This is a genomic window from Streptomyces sp. NPDC052225 (genome assembly GCF_040679615.1).
Classification (GTDB): domain Bacteria; phylum Actinomycetota; class Actinomycetes; order Streptomycetales; family Streptomycetaceae; genus Streptomyces.
In genome coordinates, this window is sequence record NZ_JBFAVD010000001.1 from 444,893 (window position 1) to 469,691 (window position 24,799).

The window sequence follows — 24,799 nt, forward strand, 5'->3', positions numbered from 1 at the left end:
CCTGCGAGGGATGGTACGGGCGCTCACAGAGGCGGCTCCATGCGTGCGACCGCGCGCAGCGCCCTCGGCGTGAAGCGGGACATGAGGTACGCGCCGCGCGCCTCCGGGGTGACCGGGACGACGGCCTTGTTGTGCACGACGGCGCCGAGGATCGCGTCGGCGACCTTCTCCGGCGGGTAGTTGCGCAACCCGTACAGACGCGAGGACTTCTTCTGGCGGCGCTTCTCCTCCTCGGCGTCGACCCCGGCGAAGCGGGCGGTCGCCGTGATGTTCGTGTTCACCAGACCGGGGCAGATCGCGGAGACGCCGATGCCCTGACCGGCCAGCTCGGCGCGCAGGCACTCGCTGAGCATGAGGACGGCGGCCTTGGACGTGGAGTACGCGGGGAGCGCTTTGGAGGGCTGGTACGCGGCCGCGGACGCGGTGTTGACGATGTGGCCGCCCTGTCCGCGCTCGGCCATCTGCCTGCCGAAGAGGCGGCAGCCGTGGATGACGCCCCACAGGTTCACGTCGAGGACCTTCTTCCAGTCCTCCGCGCTGGTGTCGAAGAAGGAGCCCGACAGGCCGATCCCCGCGTTGTTCACCAGGACGTCGAGCACGCCGTACTCGGCGGCGACCTTCTCGGCGAGCTTCTCCATGGCCTGCTCGTCACTGACGTCGACGGTCTCGGCCCAGGCCTGCGGGGCGCCGATGAGCTGCGCGAGCTCGGCGGTGCGGGCGGCGCTCTCGGCGTCCCGGTCGACGGCGATCACGCGCGCGCCCGCCTCGGCGAACGCGAAGGCGGTGGCCCGTCCGATGCCGCTGCCGGCCCCGGTGACCAGGACGAGCTGGCCGCCGAACCGGTCCGCATACTTGCCGTCCGCCGTCGTACGCGGTGCGGGCACGCCCGCCTCCTGCCCCTCGTTGGCGGTGACGAACTCACCGATCCATGCCGCGAGTTGATCGGGCCGCGTGCGCGGCACCCAGTGCTTGGCGGGCAGCGTGCGGCGGGTCAGCCGGGGCGCCCACAGCTCCAGCTGGTCGTACAGCTTCGGCGACAGGAAGGCGTCCCCGAGCGGCGTGATGAGCTGCACGGGCGCGTGCGCGTACGCGTCCTCGCGCGGGCGGCGCAGCCTCGCCCGTACGTTGTCGCGGTAGAGCCAGGCGCCGTGCGCCGCGTCCGAGGGCAGCGACGGCGTCGGATAGTCGCCCGCGGGGACCCGCTCCACGCGCTCCAGGATCTTCGGCCAGCGCTTGCCGAGCGGACCGCGCCAGGCCAGCTCGGGCAGGACGGGCGTGTGCAGCATGTACACGTACCAGGACTTGGCGCCCTGGCCGAGGAGCTGGCCCACCTTGCGCGGAGTGGGCCGCTTCATACGCTGCTTGATCCAGTGCCCGAAGTGGTCGAGGGACGGGCCCGACATCGAGGTGAAGGACGCGATGCGGCCCTCGGTGCGCGCGACCGTGGCGAACTCCCACGACTGCACCGAGCCCCAGTCGTGCCCCACCAGGTGGACCGGCGCGTCCGGGCTCACGGCGTCGATCACGGCTATGAAGTCGTCGGTCAGCTTCTCCAGGGTGAAGCCGCCGCGCAGCGGGGCCGGAGCCGTGGAGCGGCCGTGCCCGCGGACGTCGTACAGCACCACATGGAAGCGGTCCGCGAGGCGTGTGGCGACCTCGGACCAGACCTCCTTGGAGTCCGGATAGCCGTGGACGAGGACGACGGTCGGCCGCGCCGCGTCCCCCAGTTCGACGACGCACAGCTCGATGCCGCCCGTGCGTACCCAGCGCTCGCGCGCGCCGTGCAGTTTCGTGAGGTCCGCCATCAGATGCCCTCCGCCCAGCGCCGCACGTGCGGCAGATCGTCGTCCAGCCAAAAGGCGCTCTCCTCGGGGTCCTTGGAGTCGGTGACCACGAGAAGCTCCTCGAACTTGGCGCCCGTACCGCGGAATCCCAGATGCGGCTCCACCGCCCACAGGCCGGGCCGCGGCGGATGGTCGGAGAACCGGTACGGCGACCAGAGCGGCGACCAGCCGTCCCGGTGCCCGTGCAGCGCGTCGCTCGCCAGGCCCTTGAGGGACTGTGTGCCGAAGCCGAAGAGCGTGGGGTTGAAGCGGCGCTCCTTGGCCCGGTCGACCTTGTGCGCGATGACGCCGAAGGGGTACGCCCGGTGCCGGTTCGCATAGCCCTGGCGGACCATCAGCCGGTCCACGTCCTCGTAGATCTCCCGCAGCGGGCGCCGCTCGCGCACCTCGCGCAGCAGCAGCTCACGGTGCGCCTCCAGGTCCGACAGCAGCTTGTCGTGCACGGGGTTGGGGCCGAGGCAGCCGGAGTAGCCGATGTCCGCCGTGTAGCCCTTGTGGACCGGGGCCATGTCGAGGATGAAGGGCATCCCCGCCTCCAGCTTCCGGTTCGTGGGGAAGAACTGGAGCGGTACGCGGAAGTCGACGAACGCGGTGCGGTCGCCGAACCAGGCGAAGGGCAGGTGGAACCAGTCCCGCACCCCGCGCCCGCGCAGCCACTCCCGCTGCATGCGCGCCGCCTCGCGCTCCGTCACGCCGGGCTTGAGCTGCGCCGCGACCGCTTCCGCGCATTCGTACGCGAGTGTCTGCACATCCCTGAACCCCCGCAGTTCCGCGGAGAGTTCCCGTGCCACCGCTGTGGTCATGCCACCGTCCGTCCGTGTCACGGCCACCCGGATCCCGTGACCGGGCCGTCGCCGTACGCGCTCGTAACTTGACACTGATGAATGTGACAATGCCTGGCGGCGACGTCAAGGGGTGTGCAGCGGTCGTGCGGCGGGGGCGTGCGGCGCGGGGCTACTCAGGGAGGACCCCTAGGGCCCCGTAATACTCAGGTCTCATACGAGGTTGACCCCACGGTCTGACGAATTGGTGTGGCCTGCGCCACTACGGTCGAACCGTGACTGTGATCGCGACCGAAAGCCTGAGCAAGCGGTTCCCCCGGGTGACCGCTCTTGACCGGCTGACCATGGACATCGGGCCCGGGGTGACCGGACTCGTCGGGGCCAATGGAGCCGGCAAGTCCACCATGATCAAGATCCTTCTTGGTCTGTCCCCCGCCACGGAGGGCCGTGCCGAAGTGCTCGGACTCGACGTCGCGACGAAGGGCGCCGCCATCCGGGAGCGCGTCGGCTACATGCCGGAGCACGACTGCCTGCCGCCCGACGTCTCGGCCACCGAGTTCGTCGTGCACATGGCCCGCATGTCGGGGCTGCCGCCCACCGCGGCCCGCGAGCGCACGGCGGACACGCTGCGCCACGTCGGTCTGTACGAGGAGCGCTACCGCCCCATCGGCGGCTACTCGACGGGCATGAAGCAGCGCGTGAAGCTGGCCCAAGCGCTCGTCCACGACCCGCAGTTGGTCTTCCTGGACGAGCCGACGAACGGCCTGGACCCGGTCGGCCGCGACGACATGCTGGACCTGATCCGCCGCGTCCACACCGACTTCGGCATCTCCGTCCTCGTCACGTCGCACCTCCTCGGCGAGCTGGAGCGCACCTGCGACCACGTCGTCGTGATCGACGGCGGCAAGCTCCTGCGCTCCAGCTCCACCACGGACTTCACGCAGAGCACGGCGGTCCTCGCCATCGAGGTCACCGACAGCGACGAACACCCGGACGGGACGCGGGCGTTGCGCGAGGCCTTCGGGCAGCGCGGCATCGAGACCAGCACCGGCGGCGAGCTGCCCGGCGCAGGCCACACCGTGCTGATCACCGCGCGGGGCGAGGAGACGTACGACATCGTGCGCGACGTCGTCGCGGACCTCGGCCTCGGTCTGGTCCGCATGGAGCAGCGCAGGCACCACATCGCGGAGGTCTTCCGCCCGGTGGACGAACAGCGGCAGGAGCCGCTCGCCTCCGCGGGGGCACAGCAGACGGGAGGCCGGTCCGATGACCACTGAGCCCATGCCCACGGACCGCGCGTCCACCCAGATCCACAACATCGGCTACCGCCACTACGACGGCCCGCGCCTGGGCCGCGCGTACGCCCGCCGCTCGCTGTTCTCGCAGAGCCTGCGCGGCGCGTACGGACTCGGCCGCTCGGCCAAGTCGAAGGTGCTGCCGATGCTGCTCTTCGTGGTGATGTGCGTCCCCGCGCTGATCATGGTCGCGGTCGCCGTCGCCACGAAGGCCAACGACCTCCCGGTCGACTACACGCGCTACGCGGTCATCCTCCAAGCCGTGATCGGCCTCTACGTGGCGTCGCAGGCTCCGCAGGCCGTCTCCCGCGACCTGCGCTTCAAGTCGGTGCCGCTCTACTTCTCGCGGCCCATCGAGCGCGTCGACTACGTGGTCGCGAAGTTCGCGGCCATGGCGTCCGCCCTGTTCATCCTCACCGCGGCGCCGCTGATCGTCCTCTACGTAGGCTCTCTGCTCGCCAAGCTGGACTTCGGCGACCAGACCAAGGGATTCGCCCAGGGGCTGGTCTCCGTGGCACTGCTGTCACTGCTCTTCGCCGGGATCGGCCTCGTCGTCTCCGCCGTCACACCGCGCCGCGGCTTCGGCATCGCCGCCGTCATCGCCGTCCTGACCATCTCGTACGGAGCGGTCTCCACGGTCCAGGCCATCGCGGACGCGCAGGACAACGGCAGCGCGGTGTCCTGGCTCGGCCTGTTCTCGCCGATCACACTCATCGACGGGGTGCAGACCGCCTTCCTGGGAGCGGACTCCTCGTTCCCCGGCGCGCACGGTCCCTCGACCGGCCAGGGGCTGCTCTACCTGCTCGTCGTCCTCGGGCTCATCGCCGGCTCCTACGGGCTGCTGATGCGCCGCTACCGGAAGGTCGGACTGTGACCAGCATCAACATCGACCACGTCTCGCGCTGGTTCGGCAACGTCGTCGCGGTCAACGACATCACGATGAACGTCGGCCCCGGCGTCACCGGCCTGCTCGGTCCGAACGGAGCGGGCAAGTCCACGCTCATCAACATGATGGGCGGCTTCCTGGCCCCGTCGAACGGATCGGTGACCCTCGACGGAGAGCCGATCTGGCGCAACGAGCAGATCTACCGGCACATCGGGATCGTCCCCGAGCGCGAGGGGATGTACGACTTCCTCACGGGCGAGGAATTCGTCGTCGCCAACGCGGAGTTGCACGGTCTCGGCAAGAAGGAAGCGCAGCGCGCGCTCGCCACGGTCGAGATGGAGTACGCGCAGGACCGCAAGATCTCGACGTACTCCAAGGGCATGCGCCAGCGCGTGAAGATGGCCAGCGCGCTGGTCCACGAGCCGTCGGTGCTCCTGCTCGACGAGCCGTTCAACGGCATGGACCCGCGCCAGCGCATGCAGCTCATGGACCTGCTGCGGCGGATGGGCGACGAGGGCCGCACGGTCCTGTTCTCCTCGCACATCCTCGAAGAGGTCGAGCAGCTCGCCTCCCACATCGAGGTGATCGTCGCGGGCCGGCACGCGGCCAGCGGTGACTTCCGCAAGATCCGCCGCCTGATGACCGACCGGCCGCACCGCTATCTGGTCCGCTCCAGCGACGACCGCGCACTGGCCGCCGCGCTGATCGCGGACCCGTCGACCGCGGGCATCGAAGTCGACCTGAAGGAGGGGGCGCTGCGCATCCAGGCCGTCGACTTCGGCCGGTTCACGACGCTGCTGCCGAAGGTCGCGCGGGCGCACGGCATCCGTCTGCTCACGGTCTCGCCGTCCGACGAGTCCCTCGAGTCCGTCTTCTCGTATCTCGTCGCGGCGTAGGAGGCCCTGATGTACGACCCCACTGTCGCCCGGCTCACCTACCGGGCCCTGCTCGGCCGCCGCCGGGCCCTCATCCTCTTCGCGCTGCCCGTCCTGCTCGTCGTGATCGCCGCGCTGGTCCGCGGGCTCACCGGAGCGGACGACCAGACCGCGTCCGACGTGCTCGGCGGGTTCGCGCTCGCCACGATGGTGCCGCTCATCGGCGTGATCGCGGGCACCGGCGCCATCGGCCCCGAGATCGACGACGGCTCGGTGGTCTACCTGCTGTCGAAGCCGGTCAAGCGGCCCACGATCATCTTCACGAAGCTGATCGTCGCCATCGGCGTGACCATGGTCTTCTCCGCCGTCCCGACGCTCATCGCGGGCCTGATCCTGAACGGGAACGGGCAGCAGATCGCCGTCGCCTACACGGTCGCCGCCCTCGTGGCCTCCATCGCGTACGCGGCGATCTTCCTGCTGCTCGGCACGGTGACCCGGCACGCGGTCGTCTTCGGCCTCGTCTACGCCCTCGTATGGGAGGCGCTGTTCGGCTCGCTGGTCGCCGGGGCGCGCACCCTCAGCGTGCAGCAGTGGTCCCTCGCGGTCGCCCACAAGGTGGCCGGCGGCGACCTCGTCACCTCGGACGTGGGGCTGCCGCTCGCGACCGTCTTCCTCGTCGCCGTGACCGTCCTGGCGACCTGGTACGCGGGCCAGAAGCTGCGGGCGCTGAAGCTGGCCGGCGAGGAGTAGGCCACGGAACCCGGCGCCGGCCGTTCTTGATGCCGCTCTCACCCTCCCACCCGGACACTGGATGGGAGGGTGCGCTGGTTCCGTAGGCCGCCCGAGGAGGAACCCATGGCATCCGAACCGATCCGTGAGGGGGACCGGCCCGGTCAGGGCGACGACGCCTGGGACGACGTGGTCCTGGACGCAGACTTCATACGTTCCGCGCAGGCGGCCGAGCCGTCCGCGCGGGCCCGCATGCTCACCGCACGGTGGCGGGACGGCGGCCCCGAGCCGCAGCCGTGGCGCTCGGACGAGCCGCCCGCGGGCTGGTTCTTCAGCAAGGCGCGGCGTCGCAGGTGGCGCCGCCGGTGACCGCCGGATTCTTATTCGGTGGCGTCGAACTGGGCGGCGGGGCACAGTAGTTGAGTCACCGCGCCGGTCCGGTTCCGAACCCGACACCGGCGCCCGTCCACGGGGAGAGGAGCGCGACGATGTGGATCAGTAGTCCGTCGAGCTCCCGACAGGGCAGCCCGAGGCAGGCTCCGGAGTAGTCACTGCACTCCGTCGAGCCCCGCCCCAGGGGTGCTGCCCGGGGCGGCCGCTTCGAGCACGTGCCCTCAGCGGCACGTGGGCCGCCCACCCGGAGGATTGGCCGAGCGGTAAGGCACCGGCTTGCTAAGCCGTGGTCGGGGTTGGTAGCCCCGCGCGCGTTCGATCCGCGCATCCTCCACGTACTCGCTGCGCTGTGCTTGAACGGATGAGGGCTGGGCCCGGGTCTTGGGTCCAGCCCTCATCAGCGTCTGCCAGGGACCGTTTTGTCGCGGTCTGCGGGTGGTTCTCGGTTGCTCGCGCAGTTCCCCGCGCCCCTTTCGGGGCGCGGTGCTAGCCGAGCAGGCGTTCCAGGACCACCGCGATGCCGTCGTCCGCGTTCGACGACGTCACCTCGCTGGCCACCGCCTTCAGTTCCGTGTGGGCGTTGGCCATCGCCACGCCGTGCGACGCCCAGCCGAACATCGGGATGTCGTTGGGCATGTCGCCGAAGGCGATCGTGTCCGCGGCCTTCGCGCCGAGGCGGCGGGCCGCGAGCGAGAGGCCGGTGGCCTTGGACAGCCCGAGCGGGAGCAGTTCGACGATGCCCTCGCCGGCCATCGTCACGCCGACCAGATCACCGGCGACCGTGCGCGCCACCGCCGCCAGCTCGTCGTCGGTCATGCCCGGGTGCTGGACGTAGACCTTGTTGAGCGGCGCCGACCACAGCTCCGAGACGTCCGTGAACGGGATGGCCGGCAGGTGCCCCTCGCCCACCTGGTAGCCCGGGCCGACGATCACCTCGCCGTCCAGTCCGTCGCGGCTCGCGGCGAGCGCCATCGGGCCGATCTCGGCCTCGATCTTCGACAGGGCGAGGCCGGCCAGCTGCCGGTCGAGCGTCACGGACGTGAGGAGCCGGTGCTCCCCCGCGTGGTACACCTGCGCGCCCTGCCCGCACACCGCGAGACCGTTGTAGCCGAGGTCGTCGAGGATGTGGCGGGTCCAGGGCACGGCCCTGCCGGTCACGATGATGTGCGCGGCGCCCGCCGCGGTGGCCGCGGTGAGCGCCTCACGCGTGCGCGCCGAGACCGTCTCGTCGGGCCGCAGCAGCGTCCCGTCGAGATCGGTCGCGACGAGCTTGTACGGGAACGCGGGCGGGGTGGGAGCGGGATGGCTCACTTGCTGTTCGGCTCCAAACTGCACTTACTTGGGGTCAAGAGTGGCTCGTCCCCCCAGGTACGGCCGCAGCACCTCCGGCACGCGCACCGAACCGTCGGCCTGCTGGTGGTTCTCCAGAATGGCGACGATGGTGCGCGGCACGGCGCACAGCGTGCCGTTCAGCGTGGCGAGCGGCTGCACCTTCTTGCCGTCGCGCATACGGACCGACAGACGGCGCGCCTGGAACCCGTCGCAGTTCGACGCCGAGGTCAGCTCGCGGTACTTGCCCTGGGTCGGGATCCACGCCTCGCAGTCGAACTTGCGCGAGGCGGAGGAGCCCAGGTCACCGGTGGCGACGTCGATCACCTGGAAGGGCAGTTCGAGGCCGGTCAGCCACTGCTTCTCCCACTCCAGGAGGCGCTGGTGCTCGTTCTCCGCGTCCGCCGGGTCGACGTACGAGAACATCTCGACCTTGTCGAACTGGTGCACGCGGAAGATGCCGCGGGTGTCCTTGCCGTACGTGCCGGCCTCGCGGCGGAAGCACGGCGAGAAGCCGGCGTAGCGCAGCGGCAGCTGGTTCGCGTCGAGGATCTCGTCCATGTGGTACGCCGCGAGCGGGACCTCGGAGGTGCCGACCAGGTAGTAGTCGTCCTTTTCGAGGTGGTAGACGTTCTCGGCGGCCTGGCCGAGGAAGCCCGTGCCCTCCATGGCGCGCGGGCGCACCAGGGCCGGGGTCAGCATCGGCGTGAAGCCGGCCTCGGTGGCCTGGGCGATCGCCGCGTTCACGAGCGCGAGCTCGAGGAGGGCGCCGACGCCCGTCAGGTAGTAGAAGCGCGAGCCGGAGACCTTCGCGCCGCGCTCGACGTCGATGGCGCCGAGCGCCTCGCCGAGCTCCAGGTGGTCCTTGGGCTCGAAGCCCTCGGCGCCGAAGTCGCGGATCGTGCCGTGCGTCTCCAGGACGACGAAGTCCTCCTCGCCGCCGCGCGGGACGTCGGGGTGCACGATGTTGCCCAGCTGGAGGGCGAGACGCTTGGTCTCCTCCTCGGCCTCGCGCTGGTCGGCCTCGGCCGCCTTCACGTCGGCCTTGAGGGCCTCGCCCTTCTTGAGCAGCTCCGCGCGCTCTTCGGGCGTGGCCTTGCCCATCAGCTTGCCGAGCGACTTCTGCTCGGAGCGGAGTTCGTCGAAGCGGAGCCCGGACGACCTGCGCCGCTCGTCGGCGGACAGGACGGCGTCGACGAGCGCGACGTCCTCTCCACGGGCGCGCTGGGAGGCGCGAACACGGTCGGGGTCCTCACGGAGCAGGCGAAGGTCAATCACCCCTCAAGGCTACCGGTGCGCGCTTCCGGCTCACGACCCGATATCCGTTGCGATGCTTTATGCCCTATTTGCCGGAATGTGAATTAAGGGCGGAACGCGTGCGGAGTCCGCCCGTGGACGGCTGGTCAATAAAACCGCCCCTTTCCCTGAAAAGGGGCAGACGAGGCGTGCGCCCTTGACGTGATTCCCTTGTGCGGAACGGGACTTGGGGCCTGGTTGTCCACAGTGATGCACCGCCCCGAAAAGTTATCCACAGGCTGTGAGAAAGAACTGTGGACACCGGAAGTGATCGTTCCGAAAGCCGCATGTATCGCGAAGGATTCCCGTTCCAAACCCGCTCCATGCTCACTTTCGGGTGGAAATGCTTCACTCCAAAGAGTTGATCAAGGGAAAAGGGTGGACGAGGGGTGACGTGCGAGGCTGTGGACGGACTTGTGGGCTGTAGGGCGATTTGTCGACCATGTCGCACCATCCTGTCGACTTGTCCCCAGGTCGAGAAGGTCACCTGTGGATAACTCTTGTGGACGAAGAAAATCCGCTGGTAGGACAGGGTGCGGACGCGACAAGAAGCCGGACCCGGCGGTGGAGAACCCGGATCCGGCTGGGGAGAACCAGGAGGAACAGGCGCTAGAAGCGGCCGTCCTGGCAGCGCAGCAGCCAGTCCGACGCCGCCACGAACTCGTCGTCCGACGTTCCCGTACGCGGCTTGCGCACATCCTCGACCGCGACGCCCGCACGCGGGTACGAGCCGAGGAAGCGCACCTGCGGGCACGCCCGCTTCAGGCCCATCAGCGCCTCGGCCACCCGACGGTCCGAGATATGGCCCTCCGCGTCGATCGCGAAGCAGTAGTTGCCGATGCCCTTACCGGTGGGCCGGGACTGGAGCAGCATCAGGTTGACCCCGCGGATCGCGAACTGCTGGAGCAGCTCCATCAGGGCGCCGGGGTGGTCCTCGCGCTGCCAGATGACGACCGACGTCTTGTCAGCGCCCGTCGGCGCCGCGGGCCGGGCCGGCTTGCCGACCAGGACGAACCGGGTCTGCGCGTTCTCCGCGTCGTGGATCTCGGTGACCAGCGGCTCGAGGCCGTACCGGTCGGCCGCGAACTCCCCGGCGAACGCGGCGTCGTACCGCCCCTCCTGGACGAGCCGCGCCCCGTCGGCGTTCGACGCGGCGGACTCCCAGACCACGTCATCGGCCAGATGCCTCTTCATCCAGTTACGGACCTGCGGCTGGGCGGCCGGGTGCGCGGTGACCGACTTAATGTCGCTCAGCTTCGTACCGGGACGCACCAGCAGGGCGAAGGTGATGTCGAGCAGCACCTCGCGGTAGATCATCAGCGGGGCGCCCGCCACCAGCTCGTCGAGGGTCGTGGTGATGCCGCCCTCGACGGAGTTCTCGATCGGCACGAACGCGGCCTCGGCCTCACCGTTGCGGACGGCGTCGAGCGCCGCCGGCACCGACACCACGGGGACGAGTTCCCGGGTGGCCGTCTCCGGGAGCGTGCGCAGGGCGACTTCGGTGAAGGTGCCCTCGGGGCCGAGGTACGCGTAGCTGGCTGGCATGGGCTCACCCTAATGGGCCGTACGGGACGTGCCGGACGGGCCGAAAGGCCCGCCCGGCCGAGCGGACGTCAGCCCTCCAGCAGGGCCTGCCCCACGTACCCGCCCTTCTCGGCGCCGCCCGGCACCGCGAAAAGCCCGCTCGACTCGTGCCGGACGAACTGCGACAGGGCGTCGCCCCGGTCGAGCTTGCGCTGCACGGGGACGAAGCCGCGCAGGGGGTCCGCCTGCCAGCACACGAAGAGCAGGCCCGCGTCCGGGACGCCGTCCCGGTCGATGCCGTCGTGGAAGGAGAACGGGCGGCGCAGCATCGCGGCGCCGCCGTTCTGGTCGGGGCGGCTGATGCGGGCGTGCGCGTTGATCGGGATGACGAGGTCGCCCTTGGCGTCCGTCTTCTCCAGGTCCGGTTCGGTCGTCTCCCCGCCGCCGGTCAGCGGGGCGCCGGTCGACTTCTTGCGCCCGATGACGTCCTCCTGCGCCTTCGGCGACAGCTTCTCCCAGTCGTCGAGGAGCATCCGGATACGGCGTACGACGGCGTACGAGCCGTTCGCCATCCAGTCGGGCGAGCCCGAGGACGGCACGAAGATCCGCTTGTCGAAGTCGGACTCGGCCGGCTTGGGGTTGTTGGTGCCGTCGATCTGGCCCATCAGGTTGCGCGCCGTCATCGGGTGCGCGGTGGCGCCGGGCGAGCGGTTGAAGCCGTTCATCTGCCAGCGCACCTTCGCCGCCGAGCCCGCGTCCTTCTGGATCGCGCGCAGGGCGTGGAAGGCGACGAGCGAGTCGTTGGCGCCGATCTGCACCCACAGGTCGCCGTTGCTGCGCGCCTTGTCGAGATGGTCGGAGAAGAAGTCCGGCAGCGGGTCCAGGGCCGACGGGCGCTGCTTCTCCAGGCCCGTACGGGAGAAGAAGCTGTGGCCGAAGCCGAAGGTGACCGTCAGCGAGGACGGGCCCGCGTCCCGGGCCACATCCGTGTCGTCGGACGACATCGGCTCGCCCGCCATCAGCCGCTCGGCCGTCGCCGACCAGCGGCGCAGCAGCGCGGCGGCTTCCTTGCGGCCCGCGCCCGCTGCCAGGTCGAAGGCGACGAGATGGCCGCGCGCCTGCATCGGCGTGGTGATGCCGGCCTGATGTTTCCCGTGAAACATCACCGTGTCCGCGCCGAGTGAGGTCAACGCGGCCTGCTGCTCGGGGGAGTTCGAGGACGCCACGGCGTACCCCGCGCCCGCGCCGACGGCGCCGAGCGCGACGCCGGTGGCGCCCGCCGTGCCGATCAGACGGCGCCGGGAGATCCCCGAGGGGGCCTGGGCGGGGGAATCGGTACGGCTCTGAGTGTCAGCCATGGTCGTTCAGCCGATCTTCGCGTTCTTGGTGACGGTCACTTGGTCGATGTCGGAGGTGCGCACGGTCACCGCGATCTTCCAGTCACCGGCCACGGGGATCTGGACGCCGCTCGCCGACCAGTGGCCGGTGGCGATGTGGTCGGGCACGACCGGCAGCGGCCCGATCTTCCGCGCCTCCAGGGTGAAGGCGACCTTCACCTCGGGGACGTCGAAGGCCTTGCCGTTCGGCCGCTCCACGTAGACGTGCATCTCGTTGTTTCCGGTGCGGCCGGGGTCGACGTCCAGGAGGACCGTGCCCTTGCCGTCCTTGCCGCCGGTGTCGAACGGCAGCTTCACGGAGAGCGGCCCGGACTGCGTCTGCGCGGCCGAGGTGGCGGCCTTGGCCTCCTCCTCCGTACGACCCGGTTCCGTGGAGGTCAGCACGGTGGTGACGGCGAGCAGGACGACGGCGACGCCCGCCTCGGCGAGCACCGAGCGGCGCAGCCCGAAGCGGTGCGGGTCGGCGTCGCGGGCGCGCTTCTCGCGTGCGGTGGCCATCGCCGCGCGCTGCCGCGCGAGTTGGGCGGCCCGCTCGGGGTCGTCGCTCGTCGTGTCACCGGAGCTGGAGCCGGAGCCGCCCTGGCCGGTCTCCGTACTCGTGGCCCCGCCGCCGACCGCGACCGGCTCCTTCTTCTCGGACGTGCGCTCCTGCGTCACGGACGCGGAGATCCGGCCCGTCCACGTACGCGAGATCCAGGCGATGCCGACCAGGACGGCGACGAGCCCGATCTTGAGCAGCAGCAGCTGCCCGTACCTCGTTCCGGTCAGCGCCGACCAGGAGCCGACCTGCCGCCACGACTGGTAGAGCCCGGTCGCCGCGAGCGTCACGACGCTGCAGAACGCCACCCGCGAGAAGCGGCGTACGGCCGTCGACTCGATCGAAGGGGCCCGGTACAGCGCCACGAGCAGGGTGGTCAGACCGCCCAGCCAGGTGGCCACGGCCAGGAGGTGCAGCACGTCGACGGGCATGGCGAGCCCCGCCTGGATACCGGTCGAGGCGTGCTCGGCCATGGCCCAGGTGGCCGCGAGCCCGGCCGCGACGACGGCGCCGCCGATGGCGAGCCCGAAGGTGAGGTCCTTGACCTCCTTCTTGTCGCCCTCTTCGGCGCGCTTCACGTAGGCGCCGAAAAGCACCGCAATGAAGAGGGCCGCCGCGGCGAGCAACAGAAGACGGGACGTAAGTGCCGCCCCGGTCTTCGTCTGGAGGACCTGCCCGAGCTGCGTCATGTCGAAGACGTCACCGAGCTTGCCGGACCCGGTGTACGAGCCGCGCATCAGCAGCAGGGCGAGAGTGGCGGCGGTGAGCGCGGTCCAGCCGCTCACCACGACCCGCTGCACCGGCCTGATGCCCGCGCCGCGCGGCCAGCAGCCCAGCACGAACGCGGCGCCGCCCACCAGCAGCACGAAGCCCGCGTACGAGACGTAGCGCGCGAAGCCATAGAGGCCGCCGACGACGCCCCCGCCCGCGTTCTGGTCGGTCAGCACGGCCGAGGTCTTGGACGGGGCGCCGATGGAGAAGGTGAACGCGCCGGACACGGGGTGGCTGTCGGCCGAGACGACCTGGTAGGCCACGGTGAACGTGCCGTCGGGCAGGCCGGCGTGCAGGCCCACCGAGTAGGTCGTGCCGCGGGCGTGGCTCACCTTGCCGGTGTCGACGCGCTTGCCCGCCGGGTCGAGGACGCGCACCGCGCCACCCGACATGGCCACGTCCTCGGAGAAGGTCAGCGACACGCTGCGCGGCGCCGTCTCGACCACCGCTCCCTGCTTCGGGTCGCTCCCGGTCAGCGCGGCGTGCGCGGACGAGGGAGCGGCACCGGCGAGGAGCGCACCGGTGACGGCGAGGAACAGCAGCACCAGGTGCCACAGGCGGGGAGCGATGGTCTTCACGTGCGGTCAGCCCCTCAATGAGACGCGTGCGACGTCGGGTTGTAGGTGGCGGCCTTCACCGGGAAGGCGACCTTGACGGTGCCCGCCTTGGCGAAGTGCAGCTCCACGGACACCTTGTCGCCCTCCTTCGGCTTCTGCGCCACGTTTTCGAACATGAGGTGGTTGCCGCCCCGTTCGAAGTCGAGCGCGCCGTCGGCGGGCACGGCGAAGGACTTCTGCTCCTTCATCACCCCGCCCTTGGTGCTGTGCAGCGTGACCTGCTTCGAGAGCGGGCTGCTGACCGAGGTGAGCGTGTCGGCGCCGCCGCTGTTGTGCACGACGAAGAACCCGGCCGCCATGTCGCCGGAGGCGGGCTCGGGGATGAACGCGCCCTCGACCTTCAGCTCCGGCTCGTCGTCCGAACCGCAGGCCGTGAGGGTGAACCCCGCGGCGAGTATCAGGGCGCCCAACGCGAGCGGGGCGCGCCTCACGGCTTCGCCCCCTTGATGATCCTGGGCAGGTCCTTGGTGTAGTCGTCGACGGTGGCTTCCTCGTCGTACAGCAGGTAGCCGGCGTCGGTCTTCGGCGAGAAGGCGATGACCTGCGTGCCGTGCATCGACACGAGCTTGCCGTTCTTGTCCTTCTGCGTCGGCTCGATGGAGATGCCGAGGGTCCGGGCACCGCCCTGAATGGTGGCGAAGTCACCGGTCAGGCCGATGAAGTCGGCGTCCTGGGCCTTGAGCCACTTGCCGAGCACGGCCGGGGTGTCGCGGTCCGGGTCGGTGGTCACGAACACGACCTGGAGCTTGTCCTGTTCGGCCTTGGGCAGGGCCTTCTTGGCCACGGCGATGTTGCTCATCGTCAGCGGGCAGACGTCGGGGCAGTGCGTGTAGCCGAAGTAGATCAGCGTCGGCCTGCCCTTGGTCCGCTCGCGCAGGTCGAACTTCTTGCCGTGGGTGTCGGTCAGGACCAGGTCCGGCTTCTCGAACGGCTTGTCGAGCACCGTCACGTTCTGCTGCGAACCGGCCTCGGAGGAGACCTCGGCGACCGGCTTCCCGCTGTCGTCACCGCCGCCGCACGCGGAGAGCGTGAGCGCGGCCGCCGTGACCAGGCCGGCGGCGAGCAGTGCCTTCCGGCCCCGGCCCTGCTTCTTGATCGTCTTCATCGTCTTGCGCATAGAGAAATGTCCCAGATGTGAGGGGGCCGGCGGGTGCCGGGGCCGCCCACCGCGACCCCGGCACCCGCCATGGGTGGCTCAGCTGTTGGTACGCCGACGGCCCGCCAGCACGCCGAACGCCACACCGGCGGCGCCGACGGCGATTCCGACGATGCCGAGGACGCGGGCGGTGGTGTCGCTGCCGGAGCTGTCGGACGACGCGTCGGAGGAGGCCGCGGTGGTCTCCTTCTTGTCGTCGGCGTGGTCGTCGGAGGACGCGCCGGACGAGCCGTGCTCGTCGTCCGTCGCGGCCGTCAGCTCAAGGGTGGGCGCCGGGTTCTCCGGCTCCTCCTGGCCCTCCTGCTGCGGCTCGATCCAGCGCACGACCTCCTTGTTGTCGTACGTCTGGATCGCCTTGAAGACGAGCTGGTCGGCGTCGGTCGGCAGCTGGCCGATGGACACCGGGAACTTCTGGAAGTAGCCGGGCCGGATGCCCTTGGCGTCGCCGGAACCGGTCGCGGTCCAGGTGACCTTGGAGACGGCCTCGGTGATCTTCTCGCCGTGCATCTCGATCGGCTTGTCGAGCTTGGACTTGGTGACCTTGGCCTCCCAGCCCGGCACCGGCTCGGGCATCACCGAGGCGAGCGGGTGGTCGGTCGGCAGGCTGACCTCGAGCTTGGTGGTCGCGGCGTCGTCGCGCTCGTTGGGCACCTTGAAGTCGACCACGGCGTAACTGCCCTTGGCCGCGGCGCCCTCGGGCTGCACGCTCACGTGCGCGAAGGCCGGGGCGGACACGAGGACGACGGAGGAGACGGCGGCGGCACCGACGAGAGCGGCGCGGGACATCTTCTTCATGGCAGAAAGAACTCCACGTTCAGCGGGATCCAGCGAAGGGTGGGGCGCGTGACCGCGGACGCGAGCAGGCCACATGTATGCGGCGGGAAAGCAGGCGAGGACGCGGGTACGCGCGCGTGCCGCACGGCACACCTCACCCCACGCAGTACGTGGTGGAGTACGGGCGCCGTTCAGGCAGCGAGACGGAACGAGTCCGCGGCGGGCGGCCCGCGCCGGCTCACGGAGTGCTGAAGCACCGCCGCCCGCAGGACGGGCGGCGCGGCGAACCCGGCGCGCGGCAGCCCGCGCGACAGGCCCCCGGACGCACCCGGAAGACCCGCACGCAAGGCGCGTACGAGGGCGAGAGCCGCGCGCAGGGAGCGCAGCGGCACCCCGGCCGCGACGTCGTGCGCAGAGATCTTGGAGAGCCGCACGATCCGGCCCAGGGCGAGGTCGCCGTGGCGCATCAGCCACCCGGCGCCGGCCGCGGCCAGCAGGTGCCCGAGGAGCATGGGCAGCGACGGCAGCAGCGACATGGACGTGCCGGCCGCGCCTCCCATGTCGTGGTGAACGGCGCCCGGTGTCACACCCGCGTCGTCCAGGATCCGCTGCGCCTGCGCGGGGCTGAGCGCCGAAGCGCCCGCACCGCACATCAGGCGCGCGGCCCGCTCCACGACGGAGGGCTCCGTCGCGCTCATGGTCATGGCGCCCTGCTGCCCGAGGCCGAACAGGCTGTGCAGGCCGATCTGCCCGATCCCCAGCGTGCAGGCGATGCCCGCGAGGGACCGCTCGCGGCCGGCCAGCGGCGCGGCCACGCAGAAGGCGGCGACGAAGCCGAGCCCCAGCGTCCACCAGGGGACACCGGAGGTCGAACCGAGGACGTGCCCCGCAGCGGACAGCACGACGCAGACCGCGGCGAACACCGCGGCCCTCAGCAGCCGGAGATCGGCCGCGCTGTGCGTCTGACGCTGGTGGGGGGCAGGCATGGCGGCCTCATCATCCCACCGGGCCCACCCGCTTCACACGGCAGGTCCGCAAGGTCCGGATTCTTCCCTACACCGCCGCCCAGGGTGCGCGCGTCGGCCGTATGGGCGGTATCACGTCAACTCCCTGATTGCGCAGGGCCGATGATGGCAATACGTATCGGTATGTCGAGCCGCGGCCAGGAGGCTGGAGCATGAGCATCTGGTGGTCCCTCCATCTGCGGCGCGAGGCTGCGAGCGTGCCGCTCGCCCGACGCCTCCTCATGGGCACCATGGAGACCGCCGGTGTCGACCCGGACGTCTCCTACGAACTGTCGGTCGCGCTCAGCGAGGCCTGCGCGAACGCCGTCGAGCACGGGGGCGCCACGGCCGGACCCGGGGAGACCTCGGGCGCCTACCGGGTCACCGCTTACCTGGACGGCGAGAAGTGCCGCATCGAAGTGACCGACTCGGGCCCGGGGTTCCCCGCCCTGCGCGGCCGCGCGGCGCTGCGCCCGGCGCCCGACCACGCGGAGAACGGCCGCGGGCTCTGCCTCATCCAGGAACTCGCCGACCATGTGCGCTTCGTGAACCGGCCGGACCGGGGCGGCGCCGTGGTCAGCTTCGACAAGATCCTCAAGTGGCGGGAGGACGCACCGCTCGTGGCGGTGTGACGAAGGGCCGCGGACGCCTTGGTCCACGGCCCTCCACCGAAAGCTGCTGGTCGCTATGAGCGGCGATCAGCCCTTCAAACCCGCCATCCACGCCTCGACCTCGTCGGACCGGCGCGGCAGCCCGTCCGACAGGTTCCGGTTGCCGTCCTCCGTGACGAGGATGTCGTCCTCGATGCGGACACCGATGCCGCGGTACTCCTCGGGCACCGTCAGGTCGTCGGCCTGGAAGTACAGACCGGGCTCGACGGTGAGGCACATGCCCGGCTCCAGCGTGCCGTCCACGTACGCCTCGGTCCGCGCGGCCGCGCAGTCGTGCACGTCCATGCCGAGCATGTGACCGGTGCCGTGCAGCGTCCAGCGGCGCTGGAGACCGAGCTCCAGGACGCGCTCGACCGGCCCCTCGACCAGACCCCACTCGACGAGCTTCTCGGCGAGCACGCGCTGCGCGGCGTCGTGGAAGTCGCGGTACTTGCCGCCCGGCTTCACCGCCGCGATGCCGGCCTCCTGGGCCTCGTACACCGCGTCGTAGATCTTGCGCTGGATGTCGCTGAAGCGGCCGTTGATCGGCAGCGTGCGCGTGACGTCGGCGGTGTAGTACGTGTGCGTCTCCACACCGGCGTCGAGCAGCAGCAGGTCGCCGGAGCGGACCGGGCCGTCGTTGCGCACCCAGTGCAGCGTGCAGGCGTGCGGGCCCGCGGCGCAGATCGAGCCGTAGCCGATGTCGTTGCCCTCCACGCGTGCGCGCAGGAAGAACGTGCCCTCGATGTAGCGCTCGGACGTCGCCTCGGCCTTGTCGAGGACCTTCACGACGTCCTCGAAGCCGCGCACGGTCGAGTCGACCGCCTTCTGCAGCTCGCCGATCTCAAACGCGTCCTTCACGATCCGCGCCTCGGAGAGGAAGACCCGCAGCTCCTCGTCGCGCTCCGCGGTGACCTTGTCGGTCAGGGCGGCCTCGATGCCGGCGTCGTAGCCGCGCACGACCCGGACAGGGCCGGTGGCCTCGCGCAGCGCGTCGGCGAGCTCGCGCACGTCGGAGGCGGGGATGCCGTACAGCTTCTCGGCCTCGGTCAGCGAGTGGCGGCGGCCGACCCACAGCTCGCCCTGGCCGTCGAGCCAGAACTCGCCGTTCTCCCGGTTGGAGCGCGGCAGCAGGTAGATGGTCGCCTTGTGGCCGTCGGCGACGGGCTCCATGACGAGGACGCCGTCCTCCGTCTGGTTGCCGGTCAGGTACGCGTACTCGACGGAGGCGCGGAAGGCGTACTCCGTGTCGTTCGAGCGGGTCTTGAGGTTGCCGGCGGGCACGACCAGGCGCTCGCCCGGGAAGCGGGCGGACAGGGCGGCACGGCGGGCGGCGGTCTCGGCGGCCTGCGCGATCGGCTGCAGGTCGTGCAGCTCGGTGTCGGCCCAGCCGGACTGCATGTTCTCGGCGAGCTCGTCGGACACACCCGGGTAGAGGCCGTTCTTGCGCTGCTTGATGGGCTCTTCGTCCGGGGTCTCCGGGGTGGTGAGCTCCTCCGACACAATTCCTCCTGAAATACGGCCTGAGTACGGCAATGGACCCCCTCCATCGTACGAGCGTACGGAAGGGGGTCCAGGGCCGGAGTGCCCGTTACACACAGCTCCGACAGGTCACTCGAAGCGCGCCGCGAGCAGCACGACGTCCTCGTCGCTGTCGGCCGTGTCGAGCCCGTCGGGCAGCATCGCGCGCAGTACGTGGTCGGCGATCGCGCCCGGGTCCTCGCGGATCGGTTTGGGGACGCTCGCGGCGGCCGCGTGCAGCCGGGCGAAGGCGCGGTCCATGGCGTCGCCGGTGCGGCGCAGCAGGCCGTCCGTGTAGAGCAGCACGGTCTCGCCGGGCTCCGGCGCGATCTCCGCGCTCGGCGCCTCCCAGCAGGAGAGCATCCCGAGCGGCGCCGACAGGGTCGTCTCCGCGAACTCCGTGCGCCGCTCGCCGATCACCAGCGGCGGGCAGTGCCCGGCGCCCGCGAGGACGATCTTGCGCTGGGCCGGCTCGCAATAGGCGAACAGGGCGGTCGCGCTGCGCGCGGGCTCGGTCAGCCGCAGCAGGAGTTCGAGGTCGGACAGGACCGCGACCGGGTCCTCGCCCTCCATCACCGCGTACGCGCGCAGGGAGGCGCGAAGGCGGCCCATCGCGGCGACCGCGCTCGCGCCGGAGCCGGTGACCGAGCCGACCGCGAGCCCGAGCGCCCCCTCGGGCAGCGGCAGCGCGTCGTACCAGTCGCCGCCGCCGCGCGGACCGGTGCGGTGCCGCACGGCGAGCTGCACACCGGCGACGCGGGGCAGCCGCGCGGGCAGCAGTTCGTCGGCCATCGTGCGCGACCACGCGCGCGTGCGCTCGGTTTCGAGGAGGCGGGCCAGGTGCTCGGTGGCGTAGCGCGCGTACAGGCCGATGAGGTGGCGCTGGCGCTCGACGGGTTCGGCCGGCTCGTCGTAGAGCCAGACGGCGGCGCCGAGCCGGCCCGCTGCGTCGGTGGCGAGCGGGAGCGCGTAGCTCGCGGCGTAGCCCAGGCGCGCGGCGACCTCGCGGTGGCGCGGGTCGAGCCCGTCCTCGGAGAGCAGGTCGGCGCGGGACTCGGGGTCGGTGCTCAGCCCGTCCAGGATCCGCCCGTACGACGTGGCGCCGCGCGGGACCGTCTCGATGTGCCCGAGGTCGGGCCGGGACAGGCCGAGGCCCACGGTCGTGTCGGGGCCGAGTCCGTCGCCCGGTTCGAGTACGACAAGACCGCGCCGGGCGCCCACCAGGGCGGCTCCGGCGCGCAGCAGTTCGTGCAGTGCGTCCTCGAGTGCGGCCGTGCGGGCCAGCCGTTCCGTGAGTTCGTGCAGGGTCGTGAGGTCGGAGACCCAGCCGGCGAGGCGGTCCTGGATCACGGCTGTGGGGGCCGCGGGGGCGGCAGGGACCACAGGCGCCGCAGGCGCGGGCGCGACAGTGTGTGCGGGTGGGGGAACCGTTGAATCGATTCCAGCCACTTTCGGGAGGCGTGGGGTTGTCATGGCTTCGGGCTTTCCGGCCGACCCATATTGCTCGATAGCATCGCAAACCCCCATGTCAGCCTATCCAGCACTGCGTCGCTAGCAATGTCTCCACATCTACACGCACTGGAGAGGGGATGTCCAGCATTGTCCTGCCGGGATTCCTGGTGTCCGTGGTGGTCAAGTGCCTTCTGAGGTAATGCGATCTCTGTTCTCCCTCGTGATCTCGACCAGATCTCGATCTCCCCAAGATGGCCAAAAACTGCCTCAGGGAACGGCATATTGCGGTCGACTGGCATTGTTCGACAGAGCGTCATGGCGGCCGCGATGGGTACGTACTCGGTGAAGACCAGGGGCAGTTGGGATCAACCCGGAACCTGGTGAGGGAGCCGGGCGTCATAACCATCGACGACCGTGCCCCATCCTCCCGTGGGGGAGACGGCGAGAAATACGCGGGACGGCAAACGCCAGGCGCCGCCACCCCACGCCAGGCTTTTAAAGGACGCAGCAGGCGCTCGGACTATAGGGGTTCCCCCTGTCTCCGGCCGGCGACTCAGGCTGGGTCAGGTGCTCCAACCCGTACGCGCAACACGTACGCGCAGTGACTGATCGACACATGGTGTGATGTGGCCCACAGCGTTCTCTTCGGTCAACGGAAAGGAACGAGCGCTCATGCGCGAGATCCTCGGAAGGCGACGCAGGCTCCTGTCCAGGCGTGACAGCGGGAAGTCTGACCTGATCAGCGCGGCCCTCACGTTCGCGACAGCGTGGCAGTGGCCGGTATTGCCCGGCATAGGGCTCGAGTCGGCGGGCCGTCGTGACGGCGTCCGCTGCGCCTGCCCCGACCCCGAGTGCACCGTGCCCGGCGCGCACCCCTTCGACCCGGGGCTGCTCGCCGCGACGACCGACGAGCGCATGGTCCGCTGGTGGTGGACCAACCGCCCTGGCGCGCCGATCGTGCTCGCCACCGGTGCCCCGGCCGGGGCCTCCGGCGGGCGCGCACCGTGCGCCGTGAGCCTCCCGGCCGTCGCGGGCGCCCGCGCGCTCACGGCGCTCGACCGCACCGGCATCCGCCTCGGCCCGGTCGTCGCCACCCCGGAGCGTCTCTCGATCCTCGTGGCGCCGTACTCGATGGAGCAGCTCGGCGAGCTCCTGTACGCGCAGGACTTCGTCCCGGGATCGCTCCGCTTCCACGGCGAGGGCGGCTACATCGCGCTGCCCCCGTCCACCACCGGCGCCGGCCAGGTCCGCTGGGAGCGCGCGCCGCTGCCCGGCTCCGCGGCGCCGTGGGTGCCCGATGTGGAGGCCGTGGTCGGCGCGGTCGTGGACGCTCTCACTCGTACGGGTGTGAGCGCGCCCGAGTTGTAGCGGTATCGGGCGCGCGGCGCCCCGTCGCGAGGGGTGTGCGCCGATATCTTCGGCGCATGCCTGCCTCGCGCCTTCGTCTGTTCGGACTTCTCGCCGTGGTGGTGCTCACCGCCGCGCTTCCGCTGGCGGGCGCTTCCGCGGGGCCCGCGGACGACGGGCCGACGCGGCCGGCCGCGGAGAAGGCCGAATCGGCACCCGTGGGGACGGGCGACAAGGTCGACGACAAAGCCGGGAACGAGGCCGACGGCGAGGACGCGGCGGACCGCCCCGAATCCCTGCTGAGCGATCTGGGCCTCGCCACCGCCGCCCAGTGCGGACCGCAACTCGCCTCCCCCGACGGCATCGAGGCGCAGACCTGTGTGCTCACTCAGGGTCGCGACACCTGGGCGCGCACCTACTACCGCAACGCGACCGGCGCGGAACTGAGTGCCGTCCTGACGCTGATGGCGCCCGGCGGGCGCACGGTGCAGATCAATTGCGCGGTCGGCGCGGAGGACGAGCCGGGGATGTGCGAGACGCCGCGCGGACGGACGCGGGGCAAGCCTTCGCAGTACGCCGCCGTGGCGGAGTACGCGGCCGGTGAGACGGGACCGCTGCTGTTGCGGTCGGGGAGCAACTCGGCGCCGTCGCACGGGGGTTGAGCCGTCCGGAGCGGGCGCGGACATGAAAGCGCCCGGTTGCTGGCGACGGGGGATGCACCAGCAACCGGGCTACTTGAACGGTAACAAGAGATCGGCAGTTAGCAAATTCGATCTCTTCTATTCGGACATGGATTTACCTGCAACTACCGGGAGTTGTGACCGGAGTCACCCATTCCGAGTGGGTTTTCCCGGGCCTTTCACAGCCCCGGGCGGCTGACCGGTCGGTCAGCCCAGGTGAACGCTGAGCATCAGCTGAGCGTCACCTGTCGGTTGGTGAGTCCACCGCGCGCCCGGCGCTCGTCCGCGGTCAGCGGCGCGTCCGTGGCGAGCGCGGCGGCGAGCCGCTCGGCGAACTCGGCGGCGGGCTTCTCGATGTCCTCGGCCTTCACGGCGCTCGGCAGGTCCCACACCGGGACGGTCAGACCGTGCGCCCGGAACGAGCCCACCAGACGCGTGCCCTCGCCGAGCGACGACGTGCCCGCCGCGTGCAGCCGCGCGAGCGCGTCGAGGAGCTTCTCCTCCGGGTGCGGCATGACCCAGCGCAGGTGGTTCTTGTCCGGCGTCTCGCACCAGTAGGCGCTGTCCACGCCGGAGAGCTTCACGGTCGGGATCGCCGCGTCGTTGGCCCGCTCCAGGGAGGCGGTGACCTCCGTCGACGCGTTCTCCGAGTCGGGGACCCAGAACTCGAAGCCCGTGTGCACGACCGGCTCGAAGGGGCCCTGCGGGTCGAGCACGTCCTGAAGGCGCGGCCCGTCGGCGGGGGCGCGGCGGGCCTGCACCGGGTGGCCCGGCTCGGCCTCCAGGGCGCGCAGCAGGGTGTCGGCCAGGTCGCGGCTGATGTCGCCGGAGGGGGTGTCGTTCTGGAGGCCGATCAGGACCGACCCGTCGTCACGGCGCAGCGCGGGCCACGCCATGGGGAGCACGGTCGCGAGGGTGACCGACGGGACGCCCTCGGGCAGCCCGTCCTTCAGGTGCAGCTCGACTGTCGCGGCGGGCACCAGCTCGCGCAGCGCGACCCAGTCGCCCTCGCCGGCCAGGCCCTCGAAGGGGCGGTGCACCAGCTCGGTCACCGCGTGCGCGGCGGCCCGGCCGTGGCAGGCCTTGTAGCGGCGGCCGCTGCCGCAGGGGCACGGCTCACGGGCGCCGACAACCGGGATCTCCCCGTTGGTGACTTGCGGCTTGCCCTTGGTCTGGGGGCGCTTCTTGGCCATCTTGGGTGTCTCCCGGATACGGCTCTCGTACGTACGGGCGCGAGCCTAGCCGCTCGTACTGACAAGGGTGGGATTCGGTCCAAGTGCCCTGCGCCCGAAGGCGGTCAGGTCAGCTCGTCGAAGGCGTCCGCGAAGTCGAGGCCCGCCAGCTCCGAGACCGGCGGCGCCGTGATGCGCGCCGCGAAGTCGTCCCTGCGGTGCGCGGCCGACTCCGCGTGCACGTCCTTGTGCACGACCACCCAGACGGTGACCTCGCCCCGGGCGTCGTCCCGTACGCCCCAGTCGTCGGAGAGCGCCGAGATGATGTTGAGCCCGCGGCCGCCGTGCGCCGTGACCGAGGGCGTGGCCGGAACCGGGCGGGTCGGGCCGCCGCCGTCCGTGACCTCGACCGTGAGGCAGCCACGGTCGTCGACGCGCCATGCGGCGCGTACGTCCCCGTCGCCGACCACGTCGTCGCCCAGCGGCCTGCCGTGCCGGCAGGCATTGCTGAGCAGTTCGGAAAGGATCAGAACTGCATCGTCTACGACCGATTCCGACACCCCGCTGCTACGCAGTTGATCGCGCATCCGGTGTCGTGCTTCGCCCACGCCCGCAGGGCCATGGGGTACGGCCATGCTCGACGACGCGGGCACCTCCTGTGCCACCACCAACGCCACCCCCGAGACCTCCTTTGCCCCACGCCACGGTGTGAATGCCCCAATGGACTGGACCGGAAACCGGCCAACCGACCTGTGGTGACGCACTCG

Annotated in this window: 23 protein-coding genes and 1 tRNA gene; 9 read left to right on the forward strand and 15 right to left on the reverse strand. The window is 70.8% G+C overall.

All coding sequences use genetic code 11. The features are described from left to right. Positions 1-23 precede the first annotated feature (23 nt). Positions 24-1,805 (reverse strand): SDR family oxidoreductase, encoded by a 1,782-nt coding sequence (locus tag AB0L37_RS02200; protein WP_365498695.1) that lies wholly within the window; start codon positions 1,803-1,805, stop codon positions 24-26. Next, the gene (locus tag AB0L37_RS02205; RefSeq protein ID WP_365498698.1) at positions 1,805-2,647 is read right to left on the reverse strand and encodes a M24 family metallopeptidase; all 843 of its coding nucleotides are present in this window, start codon (positions 2,645-2,647) and stop codon (positions 1,805-1,807) included. The genes AB0L37_RS02200 and AB0L37_RS02205 overlap by 1 nt, the downstream gene beginning before the upstream one ends. 260 nt (positions 2,648-2,907) lie before the next feature. On the opposite strand from AB0L37_RS02205, the gene AB0L37_RS02210 reads away from it, so the two are divergent. The 6 genes from AB0L37_RS02210 to AB0L37_RS02235 all read left to right on the forward strand — a co-directional run bounded on the left by AB0L37_RS02210 (position 2,908) and on the right by AB0L37_RS02235 (position 7,138). Then, complete coding sequence (locus AB0L37_RS02210) at positions 2,908-3,903, forward strand: ABC transporter ATP-binding protein (protein ID WP_365499181.1); 996 nt, start codon at positions 2,908-2,910, stop codon at positions 3,901-3,903. Continuing rightward, a complete protein-coding gene (locus tag AB0L37_RS02215) occupies positions 3,893-4,795 on the forward strand; it encodes an ABC transporter permease subunit (protein WP_365498701.1) in 903 nt (300 codons plus the stop codon). The genes AB0L37_RS02210 and AB0L37_RS02215 overlap by 11 nt, the downstream gene beginning before the upstream one ends. After that, on the forward strand, positions 4,792-5,703 hold the full coding sequence (locus AB0L37_RS02220; protein ID WP_365498704.1) for an ABC transporter ATP-binding protein: 912 nt from the start codon (positions 4,792-4,794) through the stop codon (positions 5,701-5,703). The genes AB0L37_RS02215 and AB0L37_RS02220 overlap by 4 nt, the downstream gene beginning before the upstream one ends. A 9-nt stretch (positions 5,704-5,712) precedes the next feature. After that, complete coding sequence (locus AB0L37_RS02225) at positions 5,713-6,432, forward strand: ABC transporter permease (RefSeq protein WP_365498707.1); 720 nt, start codon at positions 5,713-5,715, stop codon at positions 6,430-6,432. A 105-nt stretch (positions 6,433-6,537) separates the two neighbouring features. Further along, on the forward strand, positions 6,538-6,780 hold the full coding sequence (locus tag AB0L37_RS02230) for a hypothetical protein (RefSeq protein WP_365498710.1): 243 nt from the start codon (positions 6,538-6,540) through the stop codon (positions 6,778-6,780). Between the two features lie 270 nt (positions 6,781-7,050). After that, a tRNA-Ser gene (locus tag AB0L37_RS02235) sits at positions 7,051-7,138 on the forward strand. A gap of 152 nt (positions 7,139-7,290) precedes the next feature. Here AB0L37_RS02235 and AB0L37_RS02240 read toward each other — a convergent pair. The 9 genes from AB0L37_RS02240 to AB0L37_RS02280 all read right to left on the reverse strand — a co-directional run bounded on the left by AB0L37_RS02240 (position 7,291) and on the right by AB0L37_RS02280 (position 17,192). Continuing rightward, positions 7,291-8,115 (reverse strand): HAD family hydrolase, encoded by an 825-nt coding sequence (locus AB0L37_RS02240; protein WP_365498714.1) that lies wholly within the window; start codon positions 8,113-8,115, stop codon positions 7,291-7,293. A 24-nt stretch (positions 8,116-8,139) separates the two neighbouring features. Beyond that, a complete protein-coding gene (gene serS, locus AB0L37_RS02245) occupies positions 8,140-9,411 on the reverse strand; it encodes a serine--tRNA ligase (RefSeq protein WP_365498717.1) in 1,272 nt (423 codons plus the stop codon). Positions 9,412-10,038: 627 nt separating this feature from the next. Then, positions 10,039-10,974: a prephenate dehydratase gene (gene pheA / locus AB0L37_RS02250; protein ID WP_365498720.1), complete on the reverse strand. Its 936-nt coding sequence runs from the start codon at positions 10,972-10,974 to the stop codon at positions 10,039-10,041. Positions 10,975-11,042: 68 nt separating this feature from the next. Continuing rightward, positions 11,043-12,311, reverse strand: coding sequence for an iron uptake transporter deferrochelatase/peroxidase subunit (gene efeB / locus AB0L37_RS02255; protein WP_365498723.1), 1,269 nt, complete (start codon positions 12,309-12,311; stop codon positions 11,043-11,045). A gap of 6 nt (positions 12,312-12,317) precedes the next feature. Then, positions 12,318-14,237, reverse strand: a complete 1,920-nt coding sequence (locus tag AB0L37_RS02260; protein ID WP_365498726.1) for a copper resistance protein CopC — start codon at positions 14,235-14,237, stop codon at positions 12,318-12,320. Positions 14,238-14,251: 14 nt separating this feature from the next. Continuing rightward, complete coding sequence (locus tag AB0L37_RS02265; RefSeq protein ID WP_365498729.1) at positions 14,252-14,707, reverse strand: copper chaperone PCu(A)C; 456 nt, start codon at positions 14,705-14,707, stop codon at positions 14,252-14,254. Further along, a complete protein-coding gene (locus tag AB0L37_RS02270) occupies positions 14,704-15,393 on the reverse strand; it encodes an SCO family protein (RefSeq protein WP_365498732.1) in 690 nt (229 codons plus the stop codon). The genes AB0L37_RS02265 and AB0L37_RS02270 overlap by 4 nt, the downstream gene beginning before the upstream one ends. A 78-nt stretch (positions 15,394-15,471) precedes the next feature. Beyond that, positions 15,472-16,227: a YcnI family protein gene (locus AB0L37_RS02275; RefSeq protein WP_365498735.1), complete on the reverse strand. Its 756-nt coding sequence runs from the start codon at positions 16,225-16,227 to the stop codon at positions 15,472-15,474. A 170-nt stretch (positions 16,228-16,397) separates the two neighbouring features. Continuing rightward, entirely contained in the window at positions 16,398-17,192 is a 795-nt protein-coding gene (locus tag AB0L37_RS02280) for a hypothetical protein (protein WP_365498738.1), read from the reverse strand. A 191-nt stretch (positions 17,193-17,383) separates the two neighbouring features. On the opposite strand from AB0L37_RS02280, the gene AB0L37_RS02285 reads away from it, so the two are divergent. Then, entirely contained in the window at positions 17,384-17,842 is a 459-nt protein-coding gene (locus tag AB0L37_RS02285; RefSeq protein ID WP_365498741.1) for an ATP-binding protein, read from the forward strand. Positions 17,843-17,908: 66 nt separating this feature from the next. On the opposite strand, the gene AB0L37_RS02290 is transcribed toward AB0L37_RS02285, so the two are convergent. Both AB0L37_RS02290 and AB0L37_RS02295 read right to left on the reverse strand, forming a co-directional pair. Next, a complete protein-coding gene (locus AB0L37_RS02290; protein WP_365498744.1) occupies positions 17,909-19,363 on the reverse strand; it encodes an aminopeptidase P family protein in 1,455 nt (484 codons plus the stop codon). 108 nt (positions 19,364-19,471) lie between these two features. Next, positions 19,472-20,854, reverse strand: a complete 1,383-nt coding sequence (locus AB0L37_RS02295) for a PP2C family protein-serine/threonine phosphatase (RefSeq protein WP_365498747.1) — start codon at positions 20,852-20,854, stop codon at positions 19,472-19,474. A gap of 651 nt (positions 20,855-21,505) precedes the next feature. On the opposite strand from AB0L37_RS02295, the gene AB0L37_RS02300 reads away from it, so the two are divergent. Together AB0L37_RS02300 and AB0L37_RS02305 are read left to right on the forward strand one after the other, a co-directional pair. Next, positions 21,506-22,201 carry a bifunctional DNA primase/polymerase gene (locus tag AB0L37_RS02300; RefSeq protein ID WP_365498750.1) on the forward strand — a complete coding sequence of 232 codons (696 nt, stop codon included), beginning with the start codon at positions 21,506-21,508 and terminating at the stop codon, positions 22,199-22,201. 56 nt (positions 22,202-22,257) lie between these two features. Beyond that, entirely contained in the window at positions 22,258-22,842 is a 585-nt protein-coding gene (locus AB0L37_RS02305) for a hypothetical protein (protein WP_365498753.1), read from the forward strand. A 248-nt stretch (positions 22,843-23,090) separates the two neighbouring features. Here AB0L37_RS02305 and AB0L37_RS02310 read toward each other — a convergent pair whose 3' ends face one another. Together AB0L37_RS02310 and AB0L37_RS02315 are read right to left on the reverse strand one after the other, a co-directional pair. Then, entirely contained in the window at positions 23,091-24,053 is a 963-nt protein-coding gene (locus AB0L37_RS02310; RefSeq protein ID WP_365498756.1) for a DUF5926 family protein, read from the reverse strand. A gap of 104 nt (positions 24,054-24,157) precedes the next feature. Then, complete coding sequence (locus tag AB0L37_RS02315) at positions 24,158-24,709, reverse strand: ATP-binding protein (RefSeq protein ID WP_365498759.1); 552 nt, start codon at positions 24,707-24,709, stop codon at positions 24,158-24,160. Positions 24,710-24,799: the final 90 nt, after the last annotated feature.

What these genes read in the sequence shown, in the direction of transcription:
- AB0L37_RS02200 (WP_365498695.1), bottom strand. Translation starts at nt 1,805, where the DNA reads ATGGCGGACCTCACGAAACTGCACGGCGCGCGCGAGCGCTGGGTACGC.
- AB0L37_RS02205 (WP_365498698.1), bottom strand. Translation starts at nt 2,647, where the DNA reads ATGACCACAGCGGTGGCACGGGAACTCTCCGCGGAACTGCGGGGGTTC.
- AB0L37_RS02215 (WP_365498701.1), top strand. Translation starts at nt 3,893, where the DNA reads ATGACCACTGAGCCCATGCCCACGGACCGCGCGTCCACCCAGATCCAC.
- AB0L37_RS02225 (WP_365498707.1), top strand. Translation starts at nt 5,713, where the DNA reads ATGTACGACCCCACTGTCGCCCGGCTCACCTACCGGGCCCTGCTCGGC.
- AB0L37_RS02230 (WP_365498710.1), top strand. Translation starts at nt 6,538, where the DNA reads ATGGCATCCGAACCGATCCGTGAGGGGGACCGGCCCGGTCAGGGCGAC.
- pheA (WP_365498720.1), bottom strand. Translation starts at nt 10,974, where the DNA reads ATGCCAGCCAGCTACGCGTACCTCGGCCCCGAGGGCACCTTCACCGAA.
- efeB (WP_365498723.1), bottom strand. Translation starts at nt 12,311, where the DNA reads ATGGCTGACACTCAGAGCCGTACCGATTCCCCCGCCCAGGCCCCCTCG.
- AB0L37_RS02270 (WP_365498732.1), bottom strand. Translation starts at nt 15,393, where the DNA reads ATGCGCAAGACGATGAAGACGATCAAGAAGCAGGGCCGGGGCCGGAAG.
- AB0L37_RS02275 (WP_365498735.1), bottom strand. Translation starts at nt 16,227, where the DNA reads ATGAAGAAGATGTCCCGCGCCGCTCTCGTCGGTGCCGCCGCCGTCTCC.
- AB0L37_RS02280 (WP_365498738.1), bottom strand. Translation starts at nt 17,192, where the DNA reads ATGCCTGCCCCCCACCAGCGTCAGACGCACAGCGCGGCCGATCTCCGG.
- AB0L37_RS02285 (WP_365498741.1), top strand. Translation starts at nt 17,384, where the DNA reads ATGAGCATCTGGTGGTCCCTCCATCTGCGGCGCGAGGCTGCGAGCGTG.
- AB0L37_RS02295 (WP_365498747.1), bottom strand. Translation starts at nt 20,854, where the DNA reads ATGACAACCCCACGCCTCCCGAAAGTGGCTGGAATCGATTCAACGGTT.
- AB0L37_RS02300 (WP_365498750.1), top strand. Translation starts at nt 21,506, where the DNA reads ATGCGCGAGATCCTCGGAAGGCGACGCAGGCTCCTGTCCAGGCGTGAC.
- AB0L37_RS02305 (WP_365498753.1), top strand. Translation starts at nt 22,258, where the DNA reads ATGCCTGCCTCGCGCCTTCGTCTGTTCGGACTTCTCGCCGTGGTGGTG.
- AB0L37_RS02310 (WP_365498756.1), bottom strand. Translation starts at nt 24,053, where the DNA reads ATGGCCAAGAAGCGCCCCCAGACCAAGGGCAAGCCGCAAGTCACCAAC.